Origin of the sequence: Streptomyces ferrugineus (assembly GCF_015160855.1) — a bacterium.
In the GTDB taxonomy this organism is placed as follows: Bacteria; Actinomycetota; Actinomycetes; order Streptomycetales; family Streptomycetaceae; genus Streptomyces; species Streptomyces ferrugineus.
The window spans coordinates 2,457,242-2,480,019 of the sequence record NZ_CP063373.1 but is presented as its reverse complement, the minus strand read 5'-3'; the positions used below and the strand labels follow the sequence as shown (position 1 = coordinate 2,480,019).

The window sequence follows — 22,778 nt, the reverse complement described above, 5'->3', positions numbered from 1 at the left end:
GGGCGGCCTTCGGCGTTTGTCGGGGTCCGTTCCTCCCAGTGAACTCTCAGCGAGAAGGAAACGGACCCATGCAGCTGCTCGACCTGCTCGACGATCCCCGCCCGTTCGCCCTGCTGCGCCGTCGCACACCGGGCCACGACGAGAGCACCGTGGAGGTGTTCCTCGGCCCGGTCGCCGCCTACGACCGCCTCGCCGACCTCCCCGACGAGGGCCTGGTCCTCGTCCCCTTCCGGCAGATCCGCGAGCGCGGCTTCGACGTCCGTGACGACGGCACGCCGCTGGCGGTGCTGAGCCCCGAGGAGACGTACGAGATCCCGCTCGCCGACGCCCTGGCGCAGCTCCCGTCCCATGACGTGCGCGTCGAGGGCGGTGGCTTCGACGTCGGTGACGAGGAGTACGCGCGGATCGTCGGGCGGGTGCTGCGGGAGGAGATCGGGCGGGGCGAGGGCGCGAACTTCGTGATCCGGCGGACGTACCAGGGCTCGATCCCCGGGTTCTCCCGCGCCGACGCGCTCGCGCTGTTCCGACGGCTGCTGGAGGGCGAGCGGGGCGCGTACTGGACGTTCGTCGTGCACACCGGGGAGCGGACGCTGGTCGGGGCGAGCCCCGAGGTGCATGTGCGGATGTCCGGCGGGACCGTCGTCATGAACCCGATCAGCGGGACGTACCGCTATCCCGCCGAGGGGCCCACACCCGAGCACCTTCTCGACTTCCTCGCCGACGGCAAGGAGATCGAGGAGCTGTCGATGGTCGTCGACGAGGAGCTCAAGATGATGTGCACCGTCGGCGACATGGGCGGGGTCGTCGTCGGGCCCCGGCTGAAGGAGATGGCGCATCTCGCGCACACCGAGTACGAGCTGCGCGGGAAGTCCTCGCTGGATGTGCGGGAGGTCCTGAAGGAGACGATGTTCGCGGCCACGGTCACCGGCTCGCCGGTGCAGAACGCCTGCCGGGTGATCGAGCGGCACGAGGCCGGCGGGCGCGGCTACTACGCGGGGGCGCTGGCCCTGATCGGCAGGGACTCCGGCGGCGCCCAGACCCTCGACTCCCCCATCCTCATCCGGACCGCCGACATCGACGCGGACGGCGGGCTGCGGGTGCCGGTCGGCGCCACGCTGGTGCGTGGGTCGGACCCGGCGAGCGAGGTCGCGGAGACGCACGCGAAGGCGGCGGGAGTGCTGGCCGCCCTGGGCGTACGGCCGTCCCGGCCCCGCGCCGAGCACGCGCGCGTGCGTCTCGCCGACGACCCACGCGTGCGTGCCGCGCTCGACGGACGCCGGACGTCGCTCGCGCCCTTCTGGCTGCGGATGCAGGAGCGGTCCGCGGAGCTGACCGGACACGCCCTGGTCGTCGACGGCGAGGACACCTTCACGGCGATGCTGGCGCACGTGCTGCGGTCGAGCGGCCTGGAGGTGACCGTCCGGCGGTACGACGAACCCGGGCTGCGGGAGGTGGTGATCGCGCACGAGGGGCCCATGGTGCTGGGCCCCGGGCCCGGTGATCCCTCCGACCTCACCGACCCCAAGATGCGCTTCCTCCGCGACCTCACCGCCGAGGTCATCCGGAACCACCGGCACGGCGTGCTCGGCGTCTGCCTCGGGCACGAGCTGATCGCGGCCGAGCTGGGACTGGAGATCGTACGGAAGCAAGTGCCGTACCAGGGCGCCCAGACGACGATCGACCTGTTCGGGCGGGACGAGACCGTCGGCTTCTACAACAGCTTCGTGGCGCGCTGCGACGACGAGGTGGCCGAGGAGCTGGGTGCGCACGGCATCGGGATCAGCCGGGCCGACAACGGGGAGGTACACGCCGTACGGGGGCCCGGGTTCGCCGGGGTGCAGTTCCACCCGGAGTCGGTCCTGACGCTGAACGGGGCTGCCGTCGTACGGGAACTGATCGCTCAGCTCCGACGTACGACCGTGTGACAATCCGGGGGCAGCCGCCCCCGGACCTCCGCTGCCACCTGCCGTCAGCCGAAGAAGACCCCGACCTCCTCGTACAGCTTCGGGTCGACCGTCTTCAGCTTGGCCGTCGCGTCCGCGATCGGGACGCGGACGATGTCCGTGCCGCGCAGCGCGACCATCTTGCCGAAGTCGCGGTCGCGGACCGCCTCGATGGCGTGCAGTCCGAAGCGGGTGGCCAGCCAGCGGTCGAAGGCGCTGGGGGTGCCGCCGCGCTGGATGTGCCCGAGGACCGTCGTGCGGGCCTCCTTGCCGGTGCGCTTCTCGATCTCCTTGGCCAGCCATTCGCCGACCCCGGACAGCCGGACGTGCCCGAAGGAGTCCAGCGACTCGTCCTTGAGCACCATGTCGCCGTCCTTGGGCATGGCGCCCTCGGCGACGACCACGATCGGGGCGTACGACGCCTTGAAGCGGGAGGTGATCCAGGCGCAGACCTGGTCGACGTCGAAGCGCTGCTCGGGAATGAGGATGACGTTGGCGCCGCCGGCCAGCCCGGAGTGGATGGCGATCCAGCCGGCGTGACGGCCCATCACCTCGCAGACCAGGACCCGCATATGGGACTCGGCGGTGGTGTGCAGCCGGTCGATGGCGTCGGTCGCGATGCCCACGGCGGTGTCGAAGCCGAAGGTGTAGTCGGTGGCGGACAGGTCGTTGTCGATGGTCTTGGGCACGCCCACGCACGGCACGCCGTACTCGTCGGACAGCCGGGCGGCGACGCCGAGGGTGTCCTCGCCGCCGATGGTGACGAGCGCCTCGACGTCCTGCTTGGCGAGGTTCTCCTTGATGCGCCGGATGCCGTCCTCCTGTTTGAGGGGGTTGGTGCGCGAGGAGCCGAGGATGGTGCCGCCGCGGGGCAGGATGCCGCGCACGGCGGGGATGTCGAGACGGACGGTGTCGTTCTCGAGCGGACCTCGCCAGCCGTCCCGGAAGCCGACGAAGTCGTAGCCGTACTCCTGCACGCCCTTGCGGACGATGGCCCGGATGACGGCGTTGAGACCGGGGCAGTCGCCGCCTCCGGTCAGTACTCCGACCCGCATGAAATGTCCCTTCGCCGCGGTTGCCTGGTGAGGCCACGCTAATGGTGATCCAGGTCACAGCGGGATGGGTCGGACGGGCAATTCCGGTGAACCACCGGGTGTTCGGTTTACGTGCCGTCAAGCGGGCGACGGCCGGATCACTCGTCGTCGAGGCCGCGCTCGATCGCGTACCGCACCAACTCCACCCGGTTGTGCAGCTGAAGCTTGCCGAGGGTGTTCTGGACGTGGTTCTGGACCGTGCGGTGGGAGATGACCAGACGTTCGGCGATCTGCTTGTAGCTCAGGCCCTTGGCGACGAGGCGCAGTACCTCGGTCTCGCGCTCGGTGAGCTGCGGGGCGCCGGGCTGGTCGGCGTCCTGGGCGGCGGGCGCCGGTTCGGAGGCGAGGCGCCGGTACTCGCCCAGGACCAGGCCGGCCAGGCCCGGCGTGAACACCGGGTCGCCAACGGCGGTACGGCGCACCGCGTCCAGCAGCTCCTCCGTGGACGCCGACTTCAGCAGATAGCCGGTGGCACCGGACTTCACGGCCTCCAGGACGTCGGCGTGCTCACCGCTCGCGGACAGGACGAGGACGCGCAGGGCGGGGTTGTGGGCCACCAGTTCCTTGCAGACCTGGACGCCGGGCTTGGCGGGCAGGTTGAGGTCGAGGACGAGCACGTCGGGGGTGGCGGCCTTGGCGCGGCGTACGGCCTGGTCGCCGTCGCCCGCGGTGGCGACCACGTCGAAGCCGGACTCGGCCAGGTCGCGGGCGACCGCGTCGCGCCACATGGGGTGGTCGTCGACCACCATGACCTTGATCGGGTCCTGCTGTCCGCTCGTGGTGTCCGTCATCGCTGCTCCGCCTTCCCCCGTGAAGCGCTGCTGTCCTTCGGTACCTTCAGTTCCACTTCGGTGCCCTGCCCCGGCACCGAGATCAGCTCGGCGGTGCCGCCCAGGTCGCGCAGCCGCCCCCGGATCGACAGGGCGACGCCGAGCCGGCCCTCGCCCTCGGCCTGGGCGAGCCGGCCCTCGGGGATGCCGGGTCCGTCGTCCCGCACGGTGACGATCACCTCGTCGGGCTCGTCCTCGACGAGGATCCACGCGCGCGCGTGCTCGCCGGCGTGCTCGCGGACGTTGTCCAGGGCGGCCCCGACGGCCGCCGACAGCTCCCGCGCGGCCAGGGGCGCCAGCGACACGGGCGCACCCGGCTCGGCGAGGCTGACCCGCGCACCGGCGTACGGGGCGAGCAGCGCCCGCAGATCGACGGGGCCGGCGGCCTCGTCCGGCTCCTCCACGGCCCGTACGACGGCCCCTTCGGCGGCGTCCTCCGACACCCGCGACACGGGCACGAGACCGCCCGAGACCAGCGTGCGCAGCGCCACCTCCTGCTCACCGGCCATCCGGCCCAGCTCGGCCGCCTCGCCGCCGATGACGGCGCCGCGCCGCTGCACCATCGCCAGCACCTGGAGCACGCCGTCGTGGATGTCCCGGGCGAGCCGCTCCCGCTCCCGGGTCGCCGCCTCGATCTCCAGGGCCCGGGCGAGGGTGCGCTCGGAGGCGCGGGCGACCTCGACGACGTAGCCGATGGCGATGGAGGCGATCCAGACCAGCAGCACCATGTGGACGGTGTCGCGGGTCGGCACGCCCGAGCGGTGGACCAGGTTGGCGGCGGCGACCAGCGTGGAGGCGAAGGCGGCCCAGCGCCAGCCGCCCTTGATGGCGAACGCCAGCACGGCGCCCGCCGTCCATATCGACGGCAGGGTCGGGGCGCCGGAGTCGATCCGGGCGGGGGTCTCGGCGAGCCGGGTGAGCAGGATGCCGGCCAGGGCGATGGTGAGGTCCGCGGTGAGGAAGCGCTTGGTGCAGCTCGCGGCGTTCGCGACCCGGGGCAGCGTGGCCAGCGTCCACACCGCCAGGACGCAGAAGTAGGCGACGGCCACCCAGGGGCGGGCGACCTCGTCGTGGGCGCTGACGAAGAGCCCGATGGCGTACACCATGGTCAGCACCCGGTAGCCGGCGAGCGCCCGCCACAGCGGCTGCTCGACGGACATCCTCATGACCCGCTCGCGCCTGGCCATGCCCCCACCCCCCTCTTCGCCCTACTGGGTCTTCTTCGCCTGTTCCTTCTCGTTCTTCGCCTGCTCCTTCTCCGCCTTCGCCGCCTCCGCGATCTGCCGCTTGGCGGCGGTCGCGTACATGTCGACGTACTCCTGGCCGGAGAGCTTCATGATTTCGTACATGACCTCGTCGGTCACCGCGCGGAGCACGAAACGGTCGTGCTCCATGCCCTGGTACCGGCTGAAGTCCAAGGGCTCGCCGATCCGGATGCCCGGCCGCATCAGCTTGGGCATGACCTTCCCCGGCGGCTGGATCTTCTCCGTGTCGATCATGGCGACCGGGATGACCGGGGCGCCGGTGGCGAGCGCCACGCGCGCGAGGCCGCCGGGCTTGCCTCGGTAGAGCCGGCCGTCGGGCGAGCGCGTGCCCTCGGGGTAGATGCCGAACAGCTCGCCGCGCTCCAGGACCTCGATGCCGCTCTTGACGGCGGCCTCACCCGCGCCGCGCGCCCCGGAGCGGTCCACAGGCAGCTGGCCGACGCCCTTGAAGAAGGCGGCCGTCAACCTGCCCTTGACGCCGGGGGTGGTGAAGTACTCGGCCTTCGCGATGAAGGTGACCTTGCGGTCGAGGACCGCCGGCAGGAAGAACGAGTCGGAGAAGGACAGGTGGTTGCTCGCCAGGATGGCGGGGCCCTCGGCGGGAATGTTCTCCAGGCCCTCCACCCAGGGCCGGAAGGCGACCTTCAACGGTCCCCCGATGGTCACCTTCATCGCGCCGTACAACAACCGAGTGCCTCCTGTGTCTGTCGATCAGACCTTAACCCGGGGCACTGTCAAAGAGACCGACGGCCCTGGTCGGTGTCAGTGCGGTCGCGTACGGTGAAGCACACCGTTCCTCTCACGAACAGGAGACCGTAAGGTGCCGGTCCTTCCTGGAGCCGAGCCGTACCGCCGCGAGGGCGGAGAGGTGGGGGTCCTCTTCTGCCACGGCTTCACCGGTTCCCCCCAGTCGCTGCGCCCCTGGGCGGAGCACCTCGCCGGGCAGGGGCTCACCGTCTCGCTGCCCCTGCTGCCGGGGCACGGCACCCGCTGGGAGGACATGGCGCTCACCGGCTGGCAGGACTGGTACGCCGAGGTGGACCGCGAGCTGCGCAACCTGCGCGACCGCTGCGAGCACGTCTTCGTGGCGGGCCTGTCCATGGGCGGCGCCCTGGCCCTGCGGCTGGCCGCGAAGCACGGCGAGGACGTGGCCGGCGTACTGGTCGTCAACCCGGCGAACAAGGTGCACGGCCTGTTCGCGTACACCCTTCCCGTGTCGCGCCACTTCGTCCGTACGGCGCCGGGGATCGTCAGCGACATCGCCAAGGAGGGCGCCGTCGAGCTCGGATACGCCCGGGTGCCGCTGCACGCCGCCCACTCCCTGCGGACCTTCTTCCGGCTGGTCGACGGCGAGCTGCCACAGGTCACCCAGCCGCTGCTGCTGATGCGCAGCAGGCGGGACCACACCGTTCCGGCGGTGGATTCGGCCCGGATCCTGAGCCGGGTGTCGTCCACGGACGTAACGGAGATCGTGCTGGAACAGAGCTATCACGTGGCGACGTTGGACCATGACGCGGACCGGATCCTCGAGGAGAGCCTCGGATTCATCGACCGGGTCGCGACCGGCGCCGGCAAGGAAGGGACGACCACACGTGGCTGAGCACGACTCCGACCGCGAGAGGCGCGAGGACCGCGAGCCCGAGGAGCAGCACGTCCCGTTCGACGAGGACGCCGCCTGGGCCGCGATCGTCGCCGGGTACGGCGAGGAGCCGAAGGACCCGCCGGGCGCCAAGCCGTTCAAGTCGGTGGAGGACCTGGCGCTGCTGGAGTCCTCCACGAACGACGACGAGGAGCCCGCGGACACCGACGGCGCCGAGGGCACCGGGGGCACCGGGGGCCAGCAGACGGAGGCGCCCAAGGACGAGGAGAAGCCCGTGAAGCCGCTGGGCAGCTCCGTCTCCTTCGCGCCCGGCGTCGGCCCGCGCGACTACAGCGTGTCCGAGCCGGCCGAGGACGACTCCGACGCCGACGACGAGGGCCACTTCGTACCGCCGGAGCCGCCGCCGCTGCCCGAAGCCGACGTGACCACGAAGTTCGCCTGGCTGGCAGTGGTCGGCGGGCCGCTCCTGCTGCTGCTCGCGGTCCTGTTGAGCTGGGAGATGACGTGGTGGCTGGCCACGCTCGGCATCGGCGGGTTCCTGGGCGGGTTCGCCACGCTGGTGATGCGGATGAAGACGGATGACGAGGGCGACGACGATCCCGGGCGGGGTGCCGTCGTCTAGGACACCGGGATTCTGAGGGCGGCCAGCACCGGAAGGTGGTCCGTGGCCGCCCTCAGGTCTGCCCGCGTGATGCCGGGGTGGCCGACGGGCACTCCGCAGCCGAGCACCTCGACACCCTTGGTGGCGAAGATCGCGTCGATGCGCTGGTGCGGGTCGGTCGGCGTCGAGGTGTACTCGCTGCCCCAGGGGGCGGTGGCCCAGCAGTCCTGGAGGTCGTCGGCCATCCGGCGGAAGGTGCGGCCGCCGGGACGCTCGTTCAGGTCCCCGCCCGCGACGGCGTGTTCCACGCCCAGGGCGGCGAGCCGGTCCAGCAGCATGCCGCCCTGCTCGTGGCGCTCGTCCTTCTGCAGGGAGAGGTGGCAGCTCAGGACGCCGAGGCGGGCGCCGCCGAAGCGGACCACCGCGGTGGCGAAGCCGCGGCGGTGCAGACCCGGGGTCAGCGGCAGGAGGACGTCCTGCGTGCGCTCGACGGTGGCGCGGAGGTTGCACAGGATCGCGGGGCCGGCCGCGGTGGCGCCGCCGGTGAGGATGACGAGGTTCGCGGCGCGGGCCAGGCGGGCGAGTTTCTTGCGCCAGCGGAAGAAACGAGGTGCCTCCTGCAGGAGGACCAGGTCTGGGGTGCAGGCGCTGATGACGCGGGCGAGGGCGTTTGTGTCGTCGCGCATCGAGCGGATGTTGTAGCTCAGGACCCTGATGACCGGGGAACCGTCGGGCTCCGTGCGGGAATTGGGGAGCGACTCCATGTGGATCAATTTACGCCCAATAGCTCGGGGCGCGAGGATCGTGTGCGACTGCCGGTTCGTGGTGGCTGGTCGCGCAGTTCCCCGCGCCCCTGAGTAGGCACGGTCGCCGTACCCCGAAAAGTGGGCGTCACATGATCGGGTCGGGCTCTCGGGCCAGGTCGGCCGCGCCCACCAGGCCCGCCTTGTTGCCCAGCTGGGCGGCGATCACGTCCGCCACCGGGCGCCAGTTGCCGCCCACCAGCCAGCGCTTGTAGGACTTGCGGATCGGGTCGAGGACCAGTTCGCCCTCGTCCGAGAGGCCGCCGCCGACGATGAAGGCGGAGGGGTCGAACAGGGAGGCCAGGTCGGCGAGGCCGGCGCCGGCCCAGCGGGCGAGCTCGCGGTAGGAGTCGACGGCGACCGGGTCGCCCTGGCGGGCGGCCATGGAGATGTGCTTGCCCTCGATGCCCTCGGGGCTGCCGTCGCCCAGGCCCAGCAGGATCTCGGCGTTCTCGGGGGTGGCGTTGGCGCGCTGCTTGGCGTATCTGACGAGGGCCCGCCCGGAGGCGTACTGCTCCCAGCAGCCCTGCGAGCCGCAGCCGCACAGCAGGCCGTCCGGGACCATCCGGATGTGGCCGAACTCCGCGGCGACGCCGTAGTGCCCGCGGCGCAGCTTGTTGCCGATGATGATGCCGCCGCCGAGGCCGGTGCCGAGCGTGATGCAGATGACGTTGCGGTGGCCCTTGCCGGCGCCGAACTTGTACTCGCCCCACGCGGCCGCGTTGGCGTCGTTCTCCACGACGACCGGGAGGCCGACGCGGGCCTCGACCTTCTCCTTGAGCGGCTCGTTGCGCCAGTCGATGTTGGGCGCGAAGTAGACCTCCGAGCGCTGCCGGTTCACATAGCCGGCCGCTCCGATGCCCACGCCGACGATCTCGTGCCCGGCCCGTGCTCCCTCCACGGCGGAGGCGATGGCGTCCACGATCCCGTCGGGCGTGCCCGGGGTCGGCACCTTGTGGGTCGAGAGGATGTTGCCTTCCTCGTCGACCACACCGGCCGCGATCTTGGTACCGCCGATGTCGACGCCGATGGTGAGTCCCATGAATCCCTCAGTTTCGGTCGAGCCCCGCTATGGCCAACCGTACCCGAGGCCCTCGCGCCGGGTTTGCGTCGTCCACCCGGCGGACGGGGGCCCGGGGAGGGAGTCGTACTCGGTCAGTCCAGATCGATCCGCTGGCCGGGGCCGGTGCCCTCGCCCGGGTCGCGTTTGTCGTCGTCGAGCTCGTCCAGCTCCTGGGCGTCGTTCGTACCGCTGGTCCAGCGCTGCTCCTGCTTCTGGACCGCGGAGCGGTAGGCGGCGAGGAGTTCGCCGCCGGCCGCGGCGAGGTGGTCGAAGACGTCCGGGTTGCGGTCGATGACCGGCTCGACCGCGGCCTTGGCCTGCTGCACGACCTGCTTGACCACCTGCTCGGCGGCGGGTCCGGCGACCGCGCCGAGCAGTGGGGACTGGATGGTCGACAGCTTGTCCGCGACGGCGTCGACGAGCTTGCGCAGCTCCTCGGCGGCCGACCCCGGCGGCGGGCCGTACTGGGCGCGGCGGCGGGCCTTCTCCTCCGCGAGATCCTCGGCGCACGCCGTCGCCCAGGCGTCGGCGTCGCTCGCCCGTACCTCGTCGACGGCCTCGTGCTCGGTGGCCTCGGACGGGGGGAGCTCTTCGCTCATGACGGACTCCTGACTACGGTTCGTCTCTACGACGTTACCCGAACGGGCGTACCTGCTTCACCGGGTCCGCGGCCAGAGGTCCGGATCCGGCGCGAACCGGATCCGCAGCTCGCCGTCGCGCAGCGCGGCCCCGTCCACGGCGCACCGGCGCAGGGCGGACGGCAGCGGCACGATACGCCGGAACTGCCCGGCGGTGACCACGATCTCGTCGGCGCGCCGGATGAGGTCGAGGTCGTCGCGTACGGCGCCGGGCAGCGGGATGTGCCATACGAGGACCCGGCCGGCGCCGTCGTCGGCGGGCCGGTCGGTGACGGGCCACTCGACCGTGGACGACGTGGCGTTGACGGCGGGGACGTGGAGCGCGGCGAGGTCGTCGGCGCCGCGGGGGTCGTGGCCGAGGTGTGCTACGCCGCGGACGTCGTACGTCTCCTGCCACTCCTCCAGGACCTTGCGCTGCTGGGCGACGGGGCCGGCGAGCCAGCTTCCGGCCGCCGCCTCCGTCTCCGGCAGGACGCGGTTGGCGATCAGCAGGTCGGGGCGCAGTCCGCGCAGGGCGAGGGCGAGGCCGGCGGCGCGTACGGCGTCGGCGCCGCCCGGGCCGGGTTCGGCGACCAGCCGTACGACGGTGGCGCGGTCGGCGAGGACGGCCTCGACGGCGGCGAGCTCGAGGTCCCAGCGGGCGGTGGTCTCGTACAGCCACTCCGCGGGCATCGGCACCCCGGCCAGCCGCCCCAGGACCGGCCGCAGCGCACGGGCCGCCTGCCGCTCGGGCGGGAGCAGCCGGCGCAGATAGCGGCGCAGCTCCTCGGGCAGGGAGAGCAGTGCGAGGGCGTGCGGGGTGGCCGGGAGATCGACGACGAGGAGTTCGTGGAGATCACCGCCCTCGGCGAGCGAGGCGTCCCTCAGCGCCCGCAGCAGCGCGAGTTCCTCGGCGCCGGGGAGAGGGGTGACCTCCTCCGGGTCGAGCCGGGAGGCGCCGAGGAGGTCGAGGGCGGCGGTGGCACGCTCCTGGAAGGCGGCGAGGTCGTCCCGGAAGCCGGTGGCGGCGTCGGGGCGCCAGGCGGTGAGGTTCGGGGCGGCCCGGGTGGGGGCCGGTCCGGTGCGCACGCCGAGCGCCGCGCCCAGGGTGTCGGTGCGGTCGGCGCTGAGGACGAGGGTGCGGGTGCCCTCGCGGGCGGCGGCGAGCGCGGTGGCGGCGGCGACGGTGGTACGGCCGCTGCCGCCGGGGCCGGTGATCAGGATGGTGCGCATGGGGGTGAACGGTAACGGACGTTGCGGTTCAGGCCCGTTGCGCGGTGCCCGGTGTGTGGCCGCCCCAGCGGCACGACTGCCCGCAGGCTGAGCCGACCCGCCTACTTGCCCGACTCCACCCGCTTCTTCAGCCCCGCCAGCGCACGGTCGATGATGACCTTCTCGGCCTTGCGCTTGATCATCCCCAGCATCGGGATCTTGACGTCGACCGTGAGCTGGTATGTGACCTCGGTCGAGCCCGCCCCGGCCGGCTTGAGGATGTACGAGCCGTCGAGCGAGCGCAGCATCTGGGACTTCACCAGGGTCCAGGAGACCTCGTGCTCGCCGGTCCAGGTGTACCCCAGCACCTGGTCGTCCTTGATCGCGCCGGCGTCCATGACGAGACGTACCTGCTCGGCACGGCCCTGGTCGTCGGTCTTGAGGACCTCCGCCTCCTTCACCTCGCCGGTCCAGTCCGGGTAGCGGGCGAAGTCGGCGATCACCCCCATCACGTCGGCCGGTGCCGCCTCGATCGTGATGCTCGAGCTGGTGTGTTCCGCCATCGCCGTGGCTCCTCCAGATGCGGGCCGGTAGGACGTCGTGGTGCAGTCATGGTGCGTTCGCGTGTGCAGCGTGAAGGCTACCGCGCGCCCACGCTCACCATTCCAGCGCCCACGGCTTCCCGGACGCCGCGAAGTGCCCCACGTTCACGCACTCCGTCGGCCCGATCCGCATCCGCCGGACCAGCGGCTGATGGACATGTCCGAAAAGGGAGTAGCGGGGGCGGGTGCGGCGGATCGCCGCCAGCAGCGCCTTGCTCCCGCGCTCGAAGCGCCGCGCCACCGTGTCGTAGACGAGCTCCGGGACCTCCGGCGGGATGTGCGTGCACAGCACGTCGACCTCGCCCACGGCCTCGATCTTCGCCGCGTACTCCTCGTCGCTGATCTCGTAGGGGGTCCTCATCGGGGTGCGCAGACCGCCGCCGACGAAGCCGAAGACCCGTCCCCCGATCTCCACCCGCTCCCCGTCCAGCACCGTCGTGCCCGGTCCGGCGTACTCCGGCCACAAGGGCGGCATGTCGACATTGCCGTAGGTGGCGTACGTCGGTGTCGGGAACGCCGCGAACATCTCGGCGTACTGCTTGCGCACCGCCTTCTCGATGACCGGCCGCCGGTCCGAGCCGATCCCGGCCCACAGCCGCGCCCCGAACTCCCGTGCCTCCTCGAAGCGCCGGGCGGTGCGCAGTTCCACGATGCGGTCGGCGTTCTCCACGCCGAACAGGTCGGGGAAGATGCCGCGCGAGTGGTCGGCGTAGTCCAGGAACAGCACCAGGTCACCCAGGCAGATCAGGGCGTCCGCGCCCGCGCCGGCCCGGGCCAGGTCGCGGGCGTTGCCGTGCACATCGCTGACCACATGGACGCGCGTCCTGCGGTTTCCCGTCGGTGTCGGTGACATGGCGATCAAGGGTAGGCGTGTGCGGCAAACGTGAACAGTGGCGGCCGAACCGATGGTTACTGGCCAGTCGTCAGACCGCTCGACTACTGTGCGCGCAGAAGCACCAAACCGTGTGACGCAGCGAACATCTCGCCGGGACCCCCTGTCGAAGAAGCCATACCGGCGGGTAACGTCCGGTCGGTCCAGTCGTGCTCAAGCGTTCAACGAGCGACCGCACGAGCACTTGCCCGAGCCTTGGACCGCACCGTCGCATCGCACAACGTCGTGGCGCCGGCGCCCTATGAGGAGCAGCAGTCTTGCGCGAGTTCAGCCTTCCGGCTTTGTACGAGGTCCCTGCGGACGGGAACCTGACCGACATCGTCCGCAGAAACGCCGCGCAGCACCCGGACGTGGCCGTCATCGCCCGCAAGGTGGGCGGTGCCTGGCAGGACGTCTCGGCCACCACGTTCCTCGCCGAGGTGCGCGCGGCCGCGAAGGGGCTCATCGCCGCCGGCGTCCAGCCCGGCGACCGGGTCGGCCTGATGTCCCGCACCCGCTACGAGTGGACCCTGCTCGACTTCGCGATCTGGTCGGCCGGCGCGGTCACGGTGCCGGTGTACGAGACCAGCTCGCCGGAGCAGGTGCAGTGGATCCTCGGTGACTCGGGCGCGACCGCCATGATCACGGAGCTGGACGGCCACACCGCCGCCGTGGAGTCGGTGCGCGACCGGCTGCCCGCGCTCAAGCACGTGTGGCAGATCGAGGCCGGCGGCGTCGAGGAGCTGGGCCGGCTCGGGCAGGACATCAGCGACGCGGCGGTCGAGGAGCGCAGCTCGCTGGCGAAGGCCGACGACCCGGCGACCATCGTGTACACCTCCGGCACCACCGGCCGCCCCAAGGGCTGTGTGCTCACCCACCGCAGCTTCTTCGCCGAGTGCGGCAACATCGTCGAGCGCCTGCGGCCGCTGTTCCGCACCGGCGAGTGCTCGGTCCTGCTCTTCCTGCCGCTGGCGCACGTCTTCGGCCGGCTGGTGCAGGTCGCGCCGATGATGGCGCCGATCAAGCTGGGCACCGTCCCGGACATCAAGAACCTCACCGACGAGCTGGCCTCGTTCCGCCCGACGCTGATCCTGGGCGTGCCGCGCGTCTTCGAGAAGGTCTACAACTCGGCGCGCGCCAAGGCGCAGGCCGACGGCAAGGGCAAGATCTTCGACAAGGCGGCGGACACGGCCATCGCCTACAGCAAGGCGCTGGACACCCCGTCCGGACCGCCGGTCGGCCTGAAGATCAAGCACAAGGTCTTCGACAAGCTGGTCTACAGCAAGCTGCGCGCGGTGCTCGGCGGCCGCGGCGAGTACGCCATCTCCGGCGGCGCCCCGCTGGGCGAGCGGCTCGGGCACTTCTTCCGGGGCATCGGCTTCACGGTCCTGGAGGGCTACGGCCTGACCGAGTCCTGTGCCGCGACCGCGTTCAACCCCTGGGACCGCCAGAAGATCGGCACGGTCGGCCAGCCCCTGCCGGGTTCGGTGGTCCGTATCGCCGACGACGGTGAGGTGCTGCTGCACGGCGAGCACCTGTTCAAGGAGTACTGGAACAACCCGGGCGCGACCGAGGAGGCGCTGGCCGACGGCTGGTTCCACACCGGGGACATCGGCACCCTCGACGAGGACGGCTACCTCAGGATCACCGGCCGCAAGAAGGAGATCATCGTCACCGCGGGCGGCAAGAACGTCGCCCCGGCCGTGATCGAGGACCGGATCCGGGCGCATGCGCTGGTCGCGGAGTGCATGGTGGTCGGCGACGGGCGGCCGTTCGTGGGCGCGCTGGTCACCATCGACGAGGAGTTCCTGGAGCGCTGGTGCGCCGAGCACGGCAAGTCGGCGGGCTCCACCGCGGCGTCGCTGCGCGAGGACCCCGACCTGCTGGCCGCGATCCAGTCGGCGGTCGACGACGGCAACGCCGCGGTGTCGAAGGCGGAATCGGTGCGGAAGTTCCGCATTCTGCCCTCCCAGTTCACGGAGGATTCGGGCCATCTGACGCCGTCGCTGAAGCTCAAGCGCAACGTCGTGGCGAAGGACTTCTCGGACGAGATCGAGGCGATCTACGCCAAATAGCCGACCGGTCGGCTCATGGCGCGGTGTCCTCCACGAGGACCCGCGCCATCGTGCGTTCGGCGAGCGCGGTGATCGTCACGAACGGGTTCACCCCGATCGACCCGGGCACCAGCGAGCCGTCGGTGACGTACAGCCGCGGATACCCCTTCACCCGGCCGTAGTCGTCGGTGGCCCTGCCCAGCACGCAGCCGCCCAGCGGGTGGTAGGTGAAGTCGTCGGCGAAGACCTTGTTGCCCGAGCCGAACAGGTCGTACCGGTAGATCGTGGCGTTCGCCCGGTTGATCCGGTCGAACAGCTTCTTCGCCATGCCCACCGACACGGCACTCTGCGCCGCACTCCACCCGAGCCGCACCGCGCCGCTGCCCGAGTCGTACGTGAACGACGCCCGCTCGGGGTTCTTGGTGATCGCCAGATAGAGGCTGACCCAGTGCTCAAGGCCCGTCGGCAGGGGCGCGATCTCGGCGAAGACGGGGTTGGCGGCGTTGGCCCAGTCGTCGATGCCCATGACCGGCATGGTCGACTGGTTCTCCCCGACCGTGTCCCACAGGTGGTTGGCCCGCCCGAGCATCACGTTGCCGTTGGCCCCCCACCCCGTGCCGACGCTCGGGTCCAGCGCGGGCAAGGTGCCCGACTCCCGGGCGCGGACGAGGAGTTCGGTGGTGCCGATGCTGCCGCCGCCGAGGAAGAGGTATCTGCAGCCGTACTCCTTGGTCCCGACGACGGTGCCGGTGTCGTCGATCCGGTCGGCGGTCAGGACGTACGTCCCATCGGGCGCCCTGCTGATCGACCTCACCTTCTCCAGCGTGTGGATGGTGACGTTCCCGGTGCCGAGCGCGGCGGCGAGGTAGGTCTTGTCGAGGGTGCGCTTGCCGTGGTTGTTGCCGTAGATGACCTCCTGCGCGAGCGCCGACCTGGTCGCCGTGCCGGCCGCCTCGCGCTGCATGTGGGCGAAGTCGTAGACGCTGGGCACGAAGGTGGTCTTCAGGCCGGTGTTGGTGGCGTGCTTGCGGGAGATCCGGGTGAAGCGGTACCACTCGGTCGACTCGAACCACGCGGGGTCGACGGTGTTGACGCCGAGCATGGAGCGGGCGCGCGGGAAGTACGTGCGGTACATCTCGGCGGTGTCCACGGTGGGGAACTGCTCGGCGAAGTAGGACTGGAGCGGGGTGACGGCCATGCCGCCGTTGACCAGGGAACCGCCGCCGACGCCCCGGCCGACGTACACGGACATGTGGTCGTAGCGCACACGGTCCAGGACCCCCGGGTACGGGCTGATGTCCTTGTTGACCACGTCCAGCCACAGGAACGTGGCGAGCGGGGCCTCGGTGCGGGTGCGGAACCACATGGAGCGGCGGTCGGGGGCGCTGGTGGAGCAGAAGACCTTGCCGTCGGGGCCGGCGGTGTTCCACAGTCGGCCCATCTCGAGGACGACCGTGCGGATGCCGGCCTCGCCGAGGCGCAGGGCGGCCACGGCACCGCCGTAGCCGGAGCCGACGACGAGGGCGGGGACGGACTCGACGGCGTCGGGCTCGGCGGCGTGGGCCGATGCGAGGGAGACACGGGTGAAGCCGAGGGCGGCGGCGGTCTGGAGGGCCGCCATACCAAGGATTTGACGTCTAGTCAGCTGACGCTGTATCAGTTTTGCTGCCATGCGCGCAGCATGTGCGGATTTTCACGTTCCGCCTAGAGTGCGCGGCCCCCGCTCAGAGCAAAGCTTTGAGCTTCTCCGCCAGCAGGTCCCAGCGCCACCTCTCCTCGACCCACTGTCGGCCCCGCTCCCCCATCCTGCGGCGCAGTTCGGGGTCGCCGAGGAGGGTGAGGACGCGCTCGGCGGTGTCCTCGGCGGAGCCGCCGCGCACGACCCAGCCGGTCTCCCCGTCGAGCACCGCGTCCGGCGCCCCGCCGGAGTCGCCGGCGACGACGGGCAGCCCGGTCGCCGACGCCTCCAGGTACACGATGCCGAGGCCCTCGACGTCGAGGCCGCCCCTCCTGGTCCGGCACGGCATCGCGAAGACGTCGCCGGCGCCGTAGTGGGCGGGCAGCTGGGACCAGGGCACGGCGCCCGTGAAGCGGACGGAGTCGCCCACCCGGGTCTCGGCCGCGAGTTTGCGCAGCTCCCTCTCGTACGGCCCGCCGCCGACGATCAGCAGCACGGCATCCGGCTCCTTCGCCAGGATCCGGGGCATGGCCAGGATCAGGGTGTCCTGCCCCTTGCGCGGCACCAGCCGGGACACGCACACGATCACCGGCCGCTCACTCAGCCCGAGCCGCGCCCGCACCTCCTCCCCGCCCGAGGCGGGATGGAAGGTCTTCTCGTCGACCCCGGGCGGCAACTGCGCCATCCGCGAGGCCGCGTCCGGCGTCAGGGCGGTCGCGATCCGCGAGCGCGTGTACTCGCCGAGATAGGTGATCGTGTCCGTCGACTCCCCGATCCGGCGCAGCAGCTGCCGGGCCGCGGGCAGCTGGGCCCAGCCCGCCTCGTGACCGTGGGTCGTGGCCACCAGCCGCTCGGCGCCCGCCTTGCGCAGGGCCGACGCCATCAGGCCGAGCGGGGCCGCCGCCCCGAACCACACCGACGTACAGCCGTGCTCGCGCAGCAGCCCGACCGCCCGCCGGGTCGCCCCGGGTGTCGGCAGCAGCATCGTCGTACGGTCCCGTACGACCGTGAAGGGCTGCTCGGCGTCGAACGCGGCGGTGGCCTCGACTCCCTCGCGGCCGCGCTTCCAGGTGGAGGCGTAGACCACCAGCCGCTCCGGGTCCAGGCGCAGCGCCATGTTGTGCAGGAACGCCTGGATGCCGCCGGGGCGGGGCGGGAAGTCGTTGGTCACGATCAGCGTCTTGTGCATCGCCGCCGACCTTATCGAAGCCGCCGTTCACAGCTTGGCCCGGCCACGTTTATGGCCCGCACACAGCCGGACGCGACATCATGGTCACTCAGGCGGGCGGCGAACGGCAGGGGAACGGAACCGGTGGAGACGACGGGCACGCGGCGGTCCCTGGCGTGGCTTCTCGGGATCTGGGCCCTGACCAGGGTGATCCTGCTGCTCTTCGTGTTCAAGGTGTACGTCTTCCCCGGCCCGGACGTCACCAGCGACGTGTCGGTGATCTACCAGGGCTGGTACGAGGTGCTGCGCACCGGCACCTTCCCGCTGGACGACGTCACCTGGCAGTACCCGCCCGCCGCGGCGCTCGCCGTCCTCTCCCCCGCCCTCGTGTTCTGGCTGGACTACCCGTCCGCCTTCTTCGTCCTGGCCTTCACCGCCGACCTGGCGGTCCTGCTGCTCCTGCTGTACGCCGGTCTGCGCCCGGGCCGCACCCTGCGCGGAGTGTGGGTGTGGGTGGCGGGCGTACCGCTGCTCGGGCCGACCGTGTACGCGCGCTACGACGTGATGGTCACCGCCGTCGCCGTGGCCGCGCTGCTCGCGGGGACCCGGCATCCCCGGGTGCTGGGGGCGCTGGCGGCCTTCGGCGCGATGCTCAAGGTGTGGCCGGCCCTGCTGCTGCTCGCCGCCCGCGGACGCGCCGCCTGGGGCTGGGCCGCGCTGACCGCCGGTGTGCTGTCGGCGGTGTTCGCCCTCGCCATGCCCGGCGCCTTCGCCTTCCTGACCTTCCAGCGCGAGCGCGGCACCGAGGTGGAGTCGCTGGGCGCGCTGGTCTTCCACGTGGCCCGGCAGTACGGCTGGGACGGCGAGGTGCTGCTGAACTACGGCTCGGTGGAGTTCCTCGGCCCGTATGTCGACGTCGTCAGCACGGCCGCCCTCGTCCTGACCGGGCTGTCCTTCGGCTGGCTGCTGCTGTGGCGGCTGCGGGCGAGGCGCTTGCACCCCCACACGCTCGCGGACGCGGCCTTCGTGGCGGCGCTGATGTTCACGACGACGAGCCGGGTGATCAGCCCTCAGTACCTGGTGTGGCTGGTGGGCCTCGCGGCGGTGTGCCTGTGCTTCCGCGACAGCCGCATGAAGCTGCCCGTCGCCCTGGTCCTGGCGGCGTCCTTCGTCACGGTCCTGGAGTTCCCGCTCTGGTTCTCCCACGTCGTCGCCAGCGACGCCCTGGGCGTCACCCTCCTGTTCCTGCGCAACGGCCTGCTGGTCCTGGCCACAGTCCTGGCGGCCCGCGCCCTGTGGAGCTCGACGATCCCACGACCCGCCCCCGCCCCCGTACCGGCCCAGACCACCCGCACCAAGGAAACGTCCCTGCCTTCCTGAGAGGTGCCCCCTCTGGGGGAGTGCGTGCCAGGCGTCGCGCGCCCGTCCGGGGAGGTGACACCGGCTCTGAGCCCGGTGAGGCCGCCCGACCTCGGCGGCCGACGGCGGGGCGCCCATCCGTCGGCCGAGCCCCGGCACCGCGCCCGATCAGCCGAGCTGGGCCCGCAGATACTCCCGCCACCGCGTCGTGAACTCCTCCAGCGAGATGCCGAGGACGTCCTTCAGGGCGCCCTCGACCGCTCCCGCGCGCTCCTTGTGGGCGCCGACCGCGCGGTAGAAGTCGGCGAGTCTGACCTCGCCCCAGCGGTCGGCGATCAGCCGGCAGGCCATCCAGCCGCCCTCGTAGGCCCGGGCCAGCCTGGTCGCGTCGCCGCCGAAGCCGAAGTCCGCGTCGGCGGGCAGGCTCCGGGGGATGCGGTCCTCGGCCACCGTGTCGCGCAGTTCGGGGGCCGCCTGGGACGGGGAGCGGCCGGCGCCGAGGTAGCCGACCCAGTCGGCGTAGCCCTCGGAGAGCCACAGCGGGGTCGCCGGGGTGGTGTGGGCGCGGGTGGCGACGTGCGTGGTCTCGTGGGTGAGGACGACCTGCTGGCCGGTGCCGCCGAGGACGCCGTACGCGTCGGGATTGAGGATGATCCGGTCCGCGGGGGCACCGGCCGGGGCGCCGGTCTCGCCGGTGGTGACCGCGGCGATCCCGCGGTAGGACGACTCGGGCGCGCCGAGCAGCCCCGCCATGCCGGCCAGCGACTTCGGCACCAGGACGACGACATGCCGGGCCCAGTCGGTGCCCCACGCCTGGGACACGGCCGGCACCGCGCGGTCGGCCAGCTCCGCGTACGCCCGCAGCCGGTCCCGGGACTGTCCGACGCCCAGGACGAGGCTGTCCTCGCCGCGTACGACGCGCACCGCGCCCTGGTCCCAGAGCTGCTGGGCGGAGCCCTTGGCGGGGCGCTCGGACTCGACGTACCAGTCGCCCTGCGCGTCCTGCGCCAGGCTCAGGGCACGGCCGACCCGGACGGGCGCCCGGTCGTAGCCCTGGACGCGGTAGCGCAGCTCGGCGTCGGCGCGGGCCGTGTCGCCGGTGCGGCGCAGGCCGGTCAGCCGGTAGGACCAGTCGGCGAGGGGAACCGCGCGCAGGTTGTCGAACCAGCCCCGCGCGCCCGTGCGCAGATACGCGGCCTCGTCGTGGTCGACGATCGCGGCGGCCCGCCGGTCCAGGAGGCGCTGCACCTCGGCCTTGGCGCTGTCGGTGGCGGTCCGTCCGCCGCAGCCCACCAGGGAGACGAGCAGCAGGCAGAGCGCCACGACGACTCGCGCTCCCGACGCCCGCCCACGACCAGCCACTTCCCGATCGTACGGCGGAGAGGGCGCGCTGGTCAGACCCGCGTTCGGATCGACGCCGGGATGGCACCCGCGTTCGAACGAGGCAGGCGCACCCCGTCAGACCCTCGTGACCGTCGCCCCCGGCAGCATGCCCACCGGGTCGTAGCGCACCGGCGCGCCGGGGTAGGGCGCGTGGATCACCTGGCCGTTGCCCATGTACATCCCGACATGGCTGGCGTCGGAGCGGTAGGTGACGACGTCGCCGGGCTGGGCCTCGGACAGCGGGACCTGCCGGCCGGCGTACCGCTGGCCCTGCGAGGTGCGCGGCAGGGAGACGCCGGCCTGGCTGTACGACCACTGGATCAGGCCCGAACAGTCGAAGCCGGAGGGCCCGTTGGCGCCCCAGACGTACGGCCGGCCGACCGCGGACCGGGCGGCGGCGACGGCGGCCGCGGCCCGGCCCGAGGGCGCGACGACGCTGCCGAAGTCGGGCAGGTCCGTACGGCCGGAGCGGGAGGCGCGGTCGTAGGCGGCGCGGTCGCTCGCCGTCAGGGAGTTCAGCAGCCTGCGGGCCTCGGCGAGCTTGCGCTCCACGGTCCGCTTGTGTGCGGCGACGGCCTGGCGGCTCTTCTCCAGCTCGACGAGCTTCTCGGTCGCCTCGGAGCGCTCCTGGGCGAGCAGGCGCATGGCGTCCTGGAGCTTCTTGAGCTCGCCGGCCTGGTGGGCGGTGATCCGGGCGAGCGCGGCGGCCTTGTCGAGGTAGTCCTCCGGGTCGTCGGAGAGCAGCAGGGCGAGGGAGGGGTCGAGGCCGCCGGAGCGGTACTGGGCGCCGGCCAGCGAACCGAGCACGTCCCGCATGGAGTTGATGTCCTCCTGCTGCCGGGCGATCCGGTCCTGGGCCCTGCCCACCTGCTCACGGAGCCGGTCGGCGCGCTCGTCGGCCCGGTTGTAGGCCTCGGTGGCCTTCTCGGCCTCCGTGTAGAGGCGGTCCACCTTGGCCCGGGTGTCGTCCTGTGGCGCGGCCGTGGCCGGCGTGACTCCGAGGGCCGCGGCGGCGGCCGACATGACGCAGAGCGCTGCGTTGGCGCCCCGGTCGAAACCGGGCGTTGCAAGGCGACGATGGGTCCCCACGGGAAGCCGCTCTCCTTTCACGTGCCGGACGCCACCGGTCTCCCCCGGGTGCCGGGGGAAACGCGGCGGACACTGACGTCCTCTCCGGCCCGGGGGCGGGAGATTCTGGTCCGCACCGACTCGCGATGCCACCGCGGGTTCCTGTTTCACAGGCCGTCGCCGACCCATCAGGGCTGGTCCCACGCGGCCTCCGCAGGCGTGACTTTCCGCCCGTCCGGCGGTAGGCCCGACGGCTTCCGCCGACGGACGCGGCGATGCTAGCCATACGGGCGGACGACGACCAACGGCCTTGGCGGGCACACAAAGTGACGCCCCGCCTCTGACGCAGGTCATGGGCGGGGCGTGGGGTCAGGCGGTGGTGCCGTAATTCGCTCGTTCGGGCGGCACCCTGTGTTGATCTTGCAGGCGTGCGGCCGGGGTCAGATGCGGACGCCGAACTGGAACGGCATGTTGTTGATCGACTCGTAGCGGACGACCGTGCCGGTGCGCGGGGCGTGCAGGATCTGGCCGTTGCCCGCGTAGAAGCCGATGTGGTGCAGGTCGCCGTAGAAGAGGACCAGGTCTCCGACCTTGAGCTGGGACTGGCTGTAGATGCGCGTACCGGCACTGGCCTGGGCCTGCGAGGTGCGCGGGATGGAGACGCCGGCCTGGGCGAAGGCCCAGGAGGTCAGGCCCGAGCAGTCGAAGGAGGACGGGCCGGAGGCGCCGTAGACGTAGGGCGAGCCGATCTTGCTCTGGGCGGCCTGGAAGGCGGCCATGGCGCGGCCCGAGGCGGGGGCGGTGTTGCCGAGGTCCACGCGCTCGGCCGAGGAACGGCTGGCGCGCTCCTCCGCGGCGGCGAGGGCGGCCTTCTCCGCGGCCGTGAGGGTGTTGAGCAGCTTCTGCGCCTCGGCGAGCTTGGCCTGGACCTGCTGCTTCTTCTTGCCCAGTTCGGCGCGGGTGGAGGAGAGGTCCTTCAGCTTCTCGGCGGCCTCGGCGCGCTGCTGGGCGAGTTCGCGCTGCTTCTCCTGGACCTTCTTCAGCGACTCGACCTGCTGAGCGCTGAGCTGGTCCAGCGTGGACGCCTTGTCCAGGTAGTCGTCCGGGTCGGAGGACAGGAAGAGCTGGACGGAGGAGTCGATGCTGCCCGTGCGGTACTGGGCGGCGGCCGCCAGGCCCATGGAGTCGCGCAGCTCGTTCAGGTCCTCCTGACCGCGCGCGACGTTGTCCTGGATGGTGGAGATCTCCTTCTGGAGCTTCCCCTGCTTCTCCTTGGCCCCGTTGTACTCCTCGGTGGCGTGCTCCGCCTCCTCGTAGAGCTTGTCGACCTTGGCCTTGACCTCGTCCTTGCTCGGCTTCTCGCTCGGGGCCGCGTTGGCCGCCTGCGAACTGATGGCCACGGCTGCAGCAGCCGCAGTGGTGAGCACGGTCACGCGCGCTCGGCTCGGCTGCTTGGGTCGACGGTGGGACGCCACGGAGGTGAACTCCTTCTTCTGAGTGATCACCCGCTCGGAGGTTCGACGCCAGACCCTAGTGAGCCTCGTGTGATCAGATCAAATCCTCAGAA

General features: G+C 71.8%; 20 protein-coding genes. 5 read left to right on the top strand and 15 right to left on the bottom strand.

Translation table 11 applies throughout. From position 1 onward, the window contains the following. Positions 1–68 precede the first annotated feature (68 nt). The gene (locus tag IM697_RS11280) at positions 69–1,925 is read left to right on the top strand and encodes an anthranilate synthase family protein (protein WP_194047151.1); all 1,857 of its coding nucleotides are present in this window, start codon (positions 69–71) and stop codon (positions 1,923–1,925) included. Positions 1,926–1,969: 44 nt separating this feature from the next. Here the strand turns inward: IM697_RS11280 and IM697_RS11275 are convergent, their stop codons facing one another. The 4 genes from IM697_RS11275 to IM697_RS11260 form a co-directional block, all read right to left on the bottom strand. Next, positions 1,970–2,998 carry a 6-phosphofructokinase gene (locus IM697_RS11275; protein WP_194047149.1) on the bottom strand — a complete coding sequence of 343 codons (1,029 nt, stop codon included), beginning with the start codon at positions 2,996–2,998 and terminating at the stop codon, positions 1,970–1,972. Between the two features lie 137 nt (positions 2,999–3,135). Further along, positions 3,136–3,828 (bottom strand): response regulator, encoded by a 693-nt coding sequence (locus tag IM697_RS11270; RefSeq protein WP_194047147.1) that lies wholly within the window; start codon positions 3,826–3,828, stop codon positions 3,136–3,138. Further along, the gene (gene macS, locus IM697_RS11265; RefSeq protein ID WP_194047145.1) at positions 3,825–5,054 is read right to left on the bottom strand and encodes a MacS family sensor histidine kinase; all 1,230 of its coding nucleotides are present in this window, start codon (positions 5,052–5,054) and stop codon (positions 3,825–3,827) included. Before macS ends, IM697_RS11270 begins: the two co-directional genes overlap by 4 nt. 21 nt (positions 5,055–5,075) lie before the next feature. After that, on the bottom strand, positions 5,076–5,804 hold the full coding sequence (locus IM697_RS11260) for a lysophospholipid acyltransferase family protein (RefSeq protein ID WP_228044923.1): 729 nt from the start codon (positions 5,802–5,804) through the stop codon (positions 5,076–5,078). Between the two features lie 148 nt (positions 5,805–5,952). Here IM697_RS11260 and IM697_RS11255 point away from each other — a divergent pair, with 148 nt between their 5' ends. Both IM697_RS11255 and IM697_RS11250 read left to right on the top strand, forming a co-directional pair. Next, positions 5,953–6,732: an alpha/beta hydrolase gene (locus tag IM697_RS11255; protein ID WP_194047143.1), complete on the top strand. Its 780-nt coding sequence runs from the start codon at positions 5,953–5,955 to the stop codon at positions 6,730–6,732. Continuing rightward, positions 6,725–7,354, top strand: a complete 630-nt coding sequence (locus IM697_RS11250) for a hypothetical protein (protein WP_194047141.1) — start codon at positions 6,725–6,727, stop codon at positions 7,352–7,354. Before IM697_RS11255 ends, IM697_RS11250 begins: the two co-directional genes overlap by 8 nt. Here the strand turns inward: IM697_RS11250 and IM697_RS11245 are convergent. From IM697_RS11245 to IM697_RS11220, 6 genes are all read right to left on the bottom strand, one after another. Beyond that, on the bottom strand, positions 7,351–8,097 hold the full coding sequence (locus IM697_RS11245) for an endonuclease/exonuclease/phosphatase family protein (RefSeq protein WP_194047139.1): 747 nt from the start codon (positions 8,095–8,097) through the stop codon (positions 7,351–7,353). The two genes, IM697_RS11250 and IM697_RS11245, sit on opposite strands and share 4 nt — an antisense overlap. A 127-nt stretch (positions 8,098–8,224) precedes the next feature. Further along, on the bottom strand, positions 8,225–9,178 hold the full coding sequence (locus IM697_RS11240; protein ID WP_194047137.1) for an ROK family glucokinase: 954 nt from the start codon (positions 9,176–9,178) through the stop codon (positions 8,225–8,227). A gap of 113 nt (positions 9,179–9,291) precedes the next feature. Beyond that, positions 9,292–9,798 (bottom strand): DUF5304 domain-containing protein, encoded by a 507-nt coding sequence (locus IM697_RS11235; protein WP_194047135.1) that lies wholly within the window; start codon positions 9,796–9,798, stop codon positions 9,292–9,294. A gap of 57 nt (positions 9,799–9,855) precedes the next feature. Then, on the bottom strand, positions 9,856–11,049 hold the full coding sequence (locus IM697_RS11230) for an ArsA family ATPase (RefSeq protein WP_194047133.1): 1,194 nt from the start codon (positions 11,047–11,049) through the stop codon (positions 9,856–9,858). A gap of 101 nt (positions 11,050–11,150) precedes the next feature. Next, positions 11,151–11,591, bottom strand: coding sequence for an SRPBCC family protein (locus tag IM697_RS11225; RefSeq protein ID WP_194047131.1), 441 nt, complete (start codon positions 11,589–11,591; stop codon positions 11,151–11,153). A 94-nt stretch (positions 11,592–11,685) separates the two neighbouring features. Next, on the bottom strand, positions 11,686–12,483 hold the full coding sequence (locus IM697_RS11220) for a metallophosphoesterase family protein (RefSeq protein WP_194047129.1): 798 nt from the start codon (positions 12,481–12,483) through the stop codon (positions 11,686–11,688). 296 nt (positions 12,484–12,779) lie between these two features. Between IM697_RS11220 and IM697_RS11215 the strand changes: the two genes are divergently transcribed. Continuing rightward, entirely contained in the window at positions 12,780–14,576 is a 1,797-nt protein-coding gene (locus tag IM697_RS11215) for an AMP-dependent synthetase/ligase (RefSeq protein ID WP_194047127.1), read from the top strand. A gap of 13 nt (positions 14,577–14,589) precedes the next feature. Here IM697_RS11215 and IM697_RS11210 read toward each other — a convergent pair whose 3' ends face one another. Both IM697_RS11210 and IM697_RS11205 read right to left on the bottom strand, forming a co-directional pair. Further along, complete coding sequence (locus IM697_RS11210) at positions 14,590–16,227, bottom strand: GMC oxidoreductase (protein ID WP_456114990.1); 1,638 nt, start codon at positions 16,225–16,227, stop codon at positions 14,590–14,592. Positions 16,228–16,279: 52 nt separating this feature from the next. After that, positions 16,280–17,422, bottom strand: coding sequence for a glycosyltransferase family 4 protein (locus IM697_RS11205; RefSeq protein ID WP_194047123.1), 1,143 nt, complete (start codon positions 17,420–17,422; stop codon positions 16,280–16,282). Between the two features lie 123 nt (positions 17,423–17,545). On the opposite strand from IM697_RS11205, the gene IM697_RS11200 reads away from it, so the two are divergent. Next, the gene (locus IM697_RS11200) at positions 17,546–18,781 is read left to right on the top strand and encodes a glycosyltransferase 87 family protein (protein ID WP_194047121.1); all 1,236 of its coding nucleotides are present in this window, start codon (positions 17,546–17,548) and stop codon (positions 18,779–18,781) included. A 147-nt stretch (positions 18,782–18,928) separates the two neighbouring features. On the opposite strand, the gene IM697_RS11195 is transcribed toward IM697_RS11200, so the two are convergent. The 3 genes from IM697_RS11195 to IM697_RS11185 all read right to left on the bottom strand — a co-directional run bounded on the left by IM697_RS11195 (position 18,929) and on the right by IM697_RS11185 (position 22,686). Further along, a complete protein-coding gene (locus IM697_RS11195) occupies positions 18,929–20,122 on the bottom strand; it encodes a hypothetical protein (RefSeq protein WP_194047119.1) in 1,194 nt (397 codons plus the stop codon). A gap of 96 nt (positions 20,123–20,218) precedes the next feature. Continuing rightward, a complete protein-coding gene (locus IM697_RS11190; RefSeq protein ID WP_194047117.1) occupies positions 20,219–21,232 on the bottom strand; it encodes a C40 family peptidase in 1,014 nt (337 codons plus the stop codon). Positions 21,233–21,651: 419 nt separating this feature from the next. Next, positions 21,652–22,686, bottom strand: coding sequence for a C40 family peptidase (locus IM697_RS11185; RefSeq protein WP_194049673.1), 1,035 nt, complete (start codon positions 22,684–22,686; stop codon positions 21,652–21,654). Between the last annotated feature and the right edge of the window lie 92 nt (positions 22,687–22,778).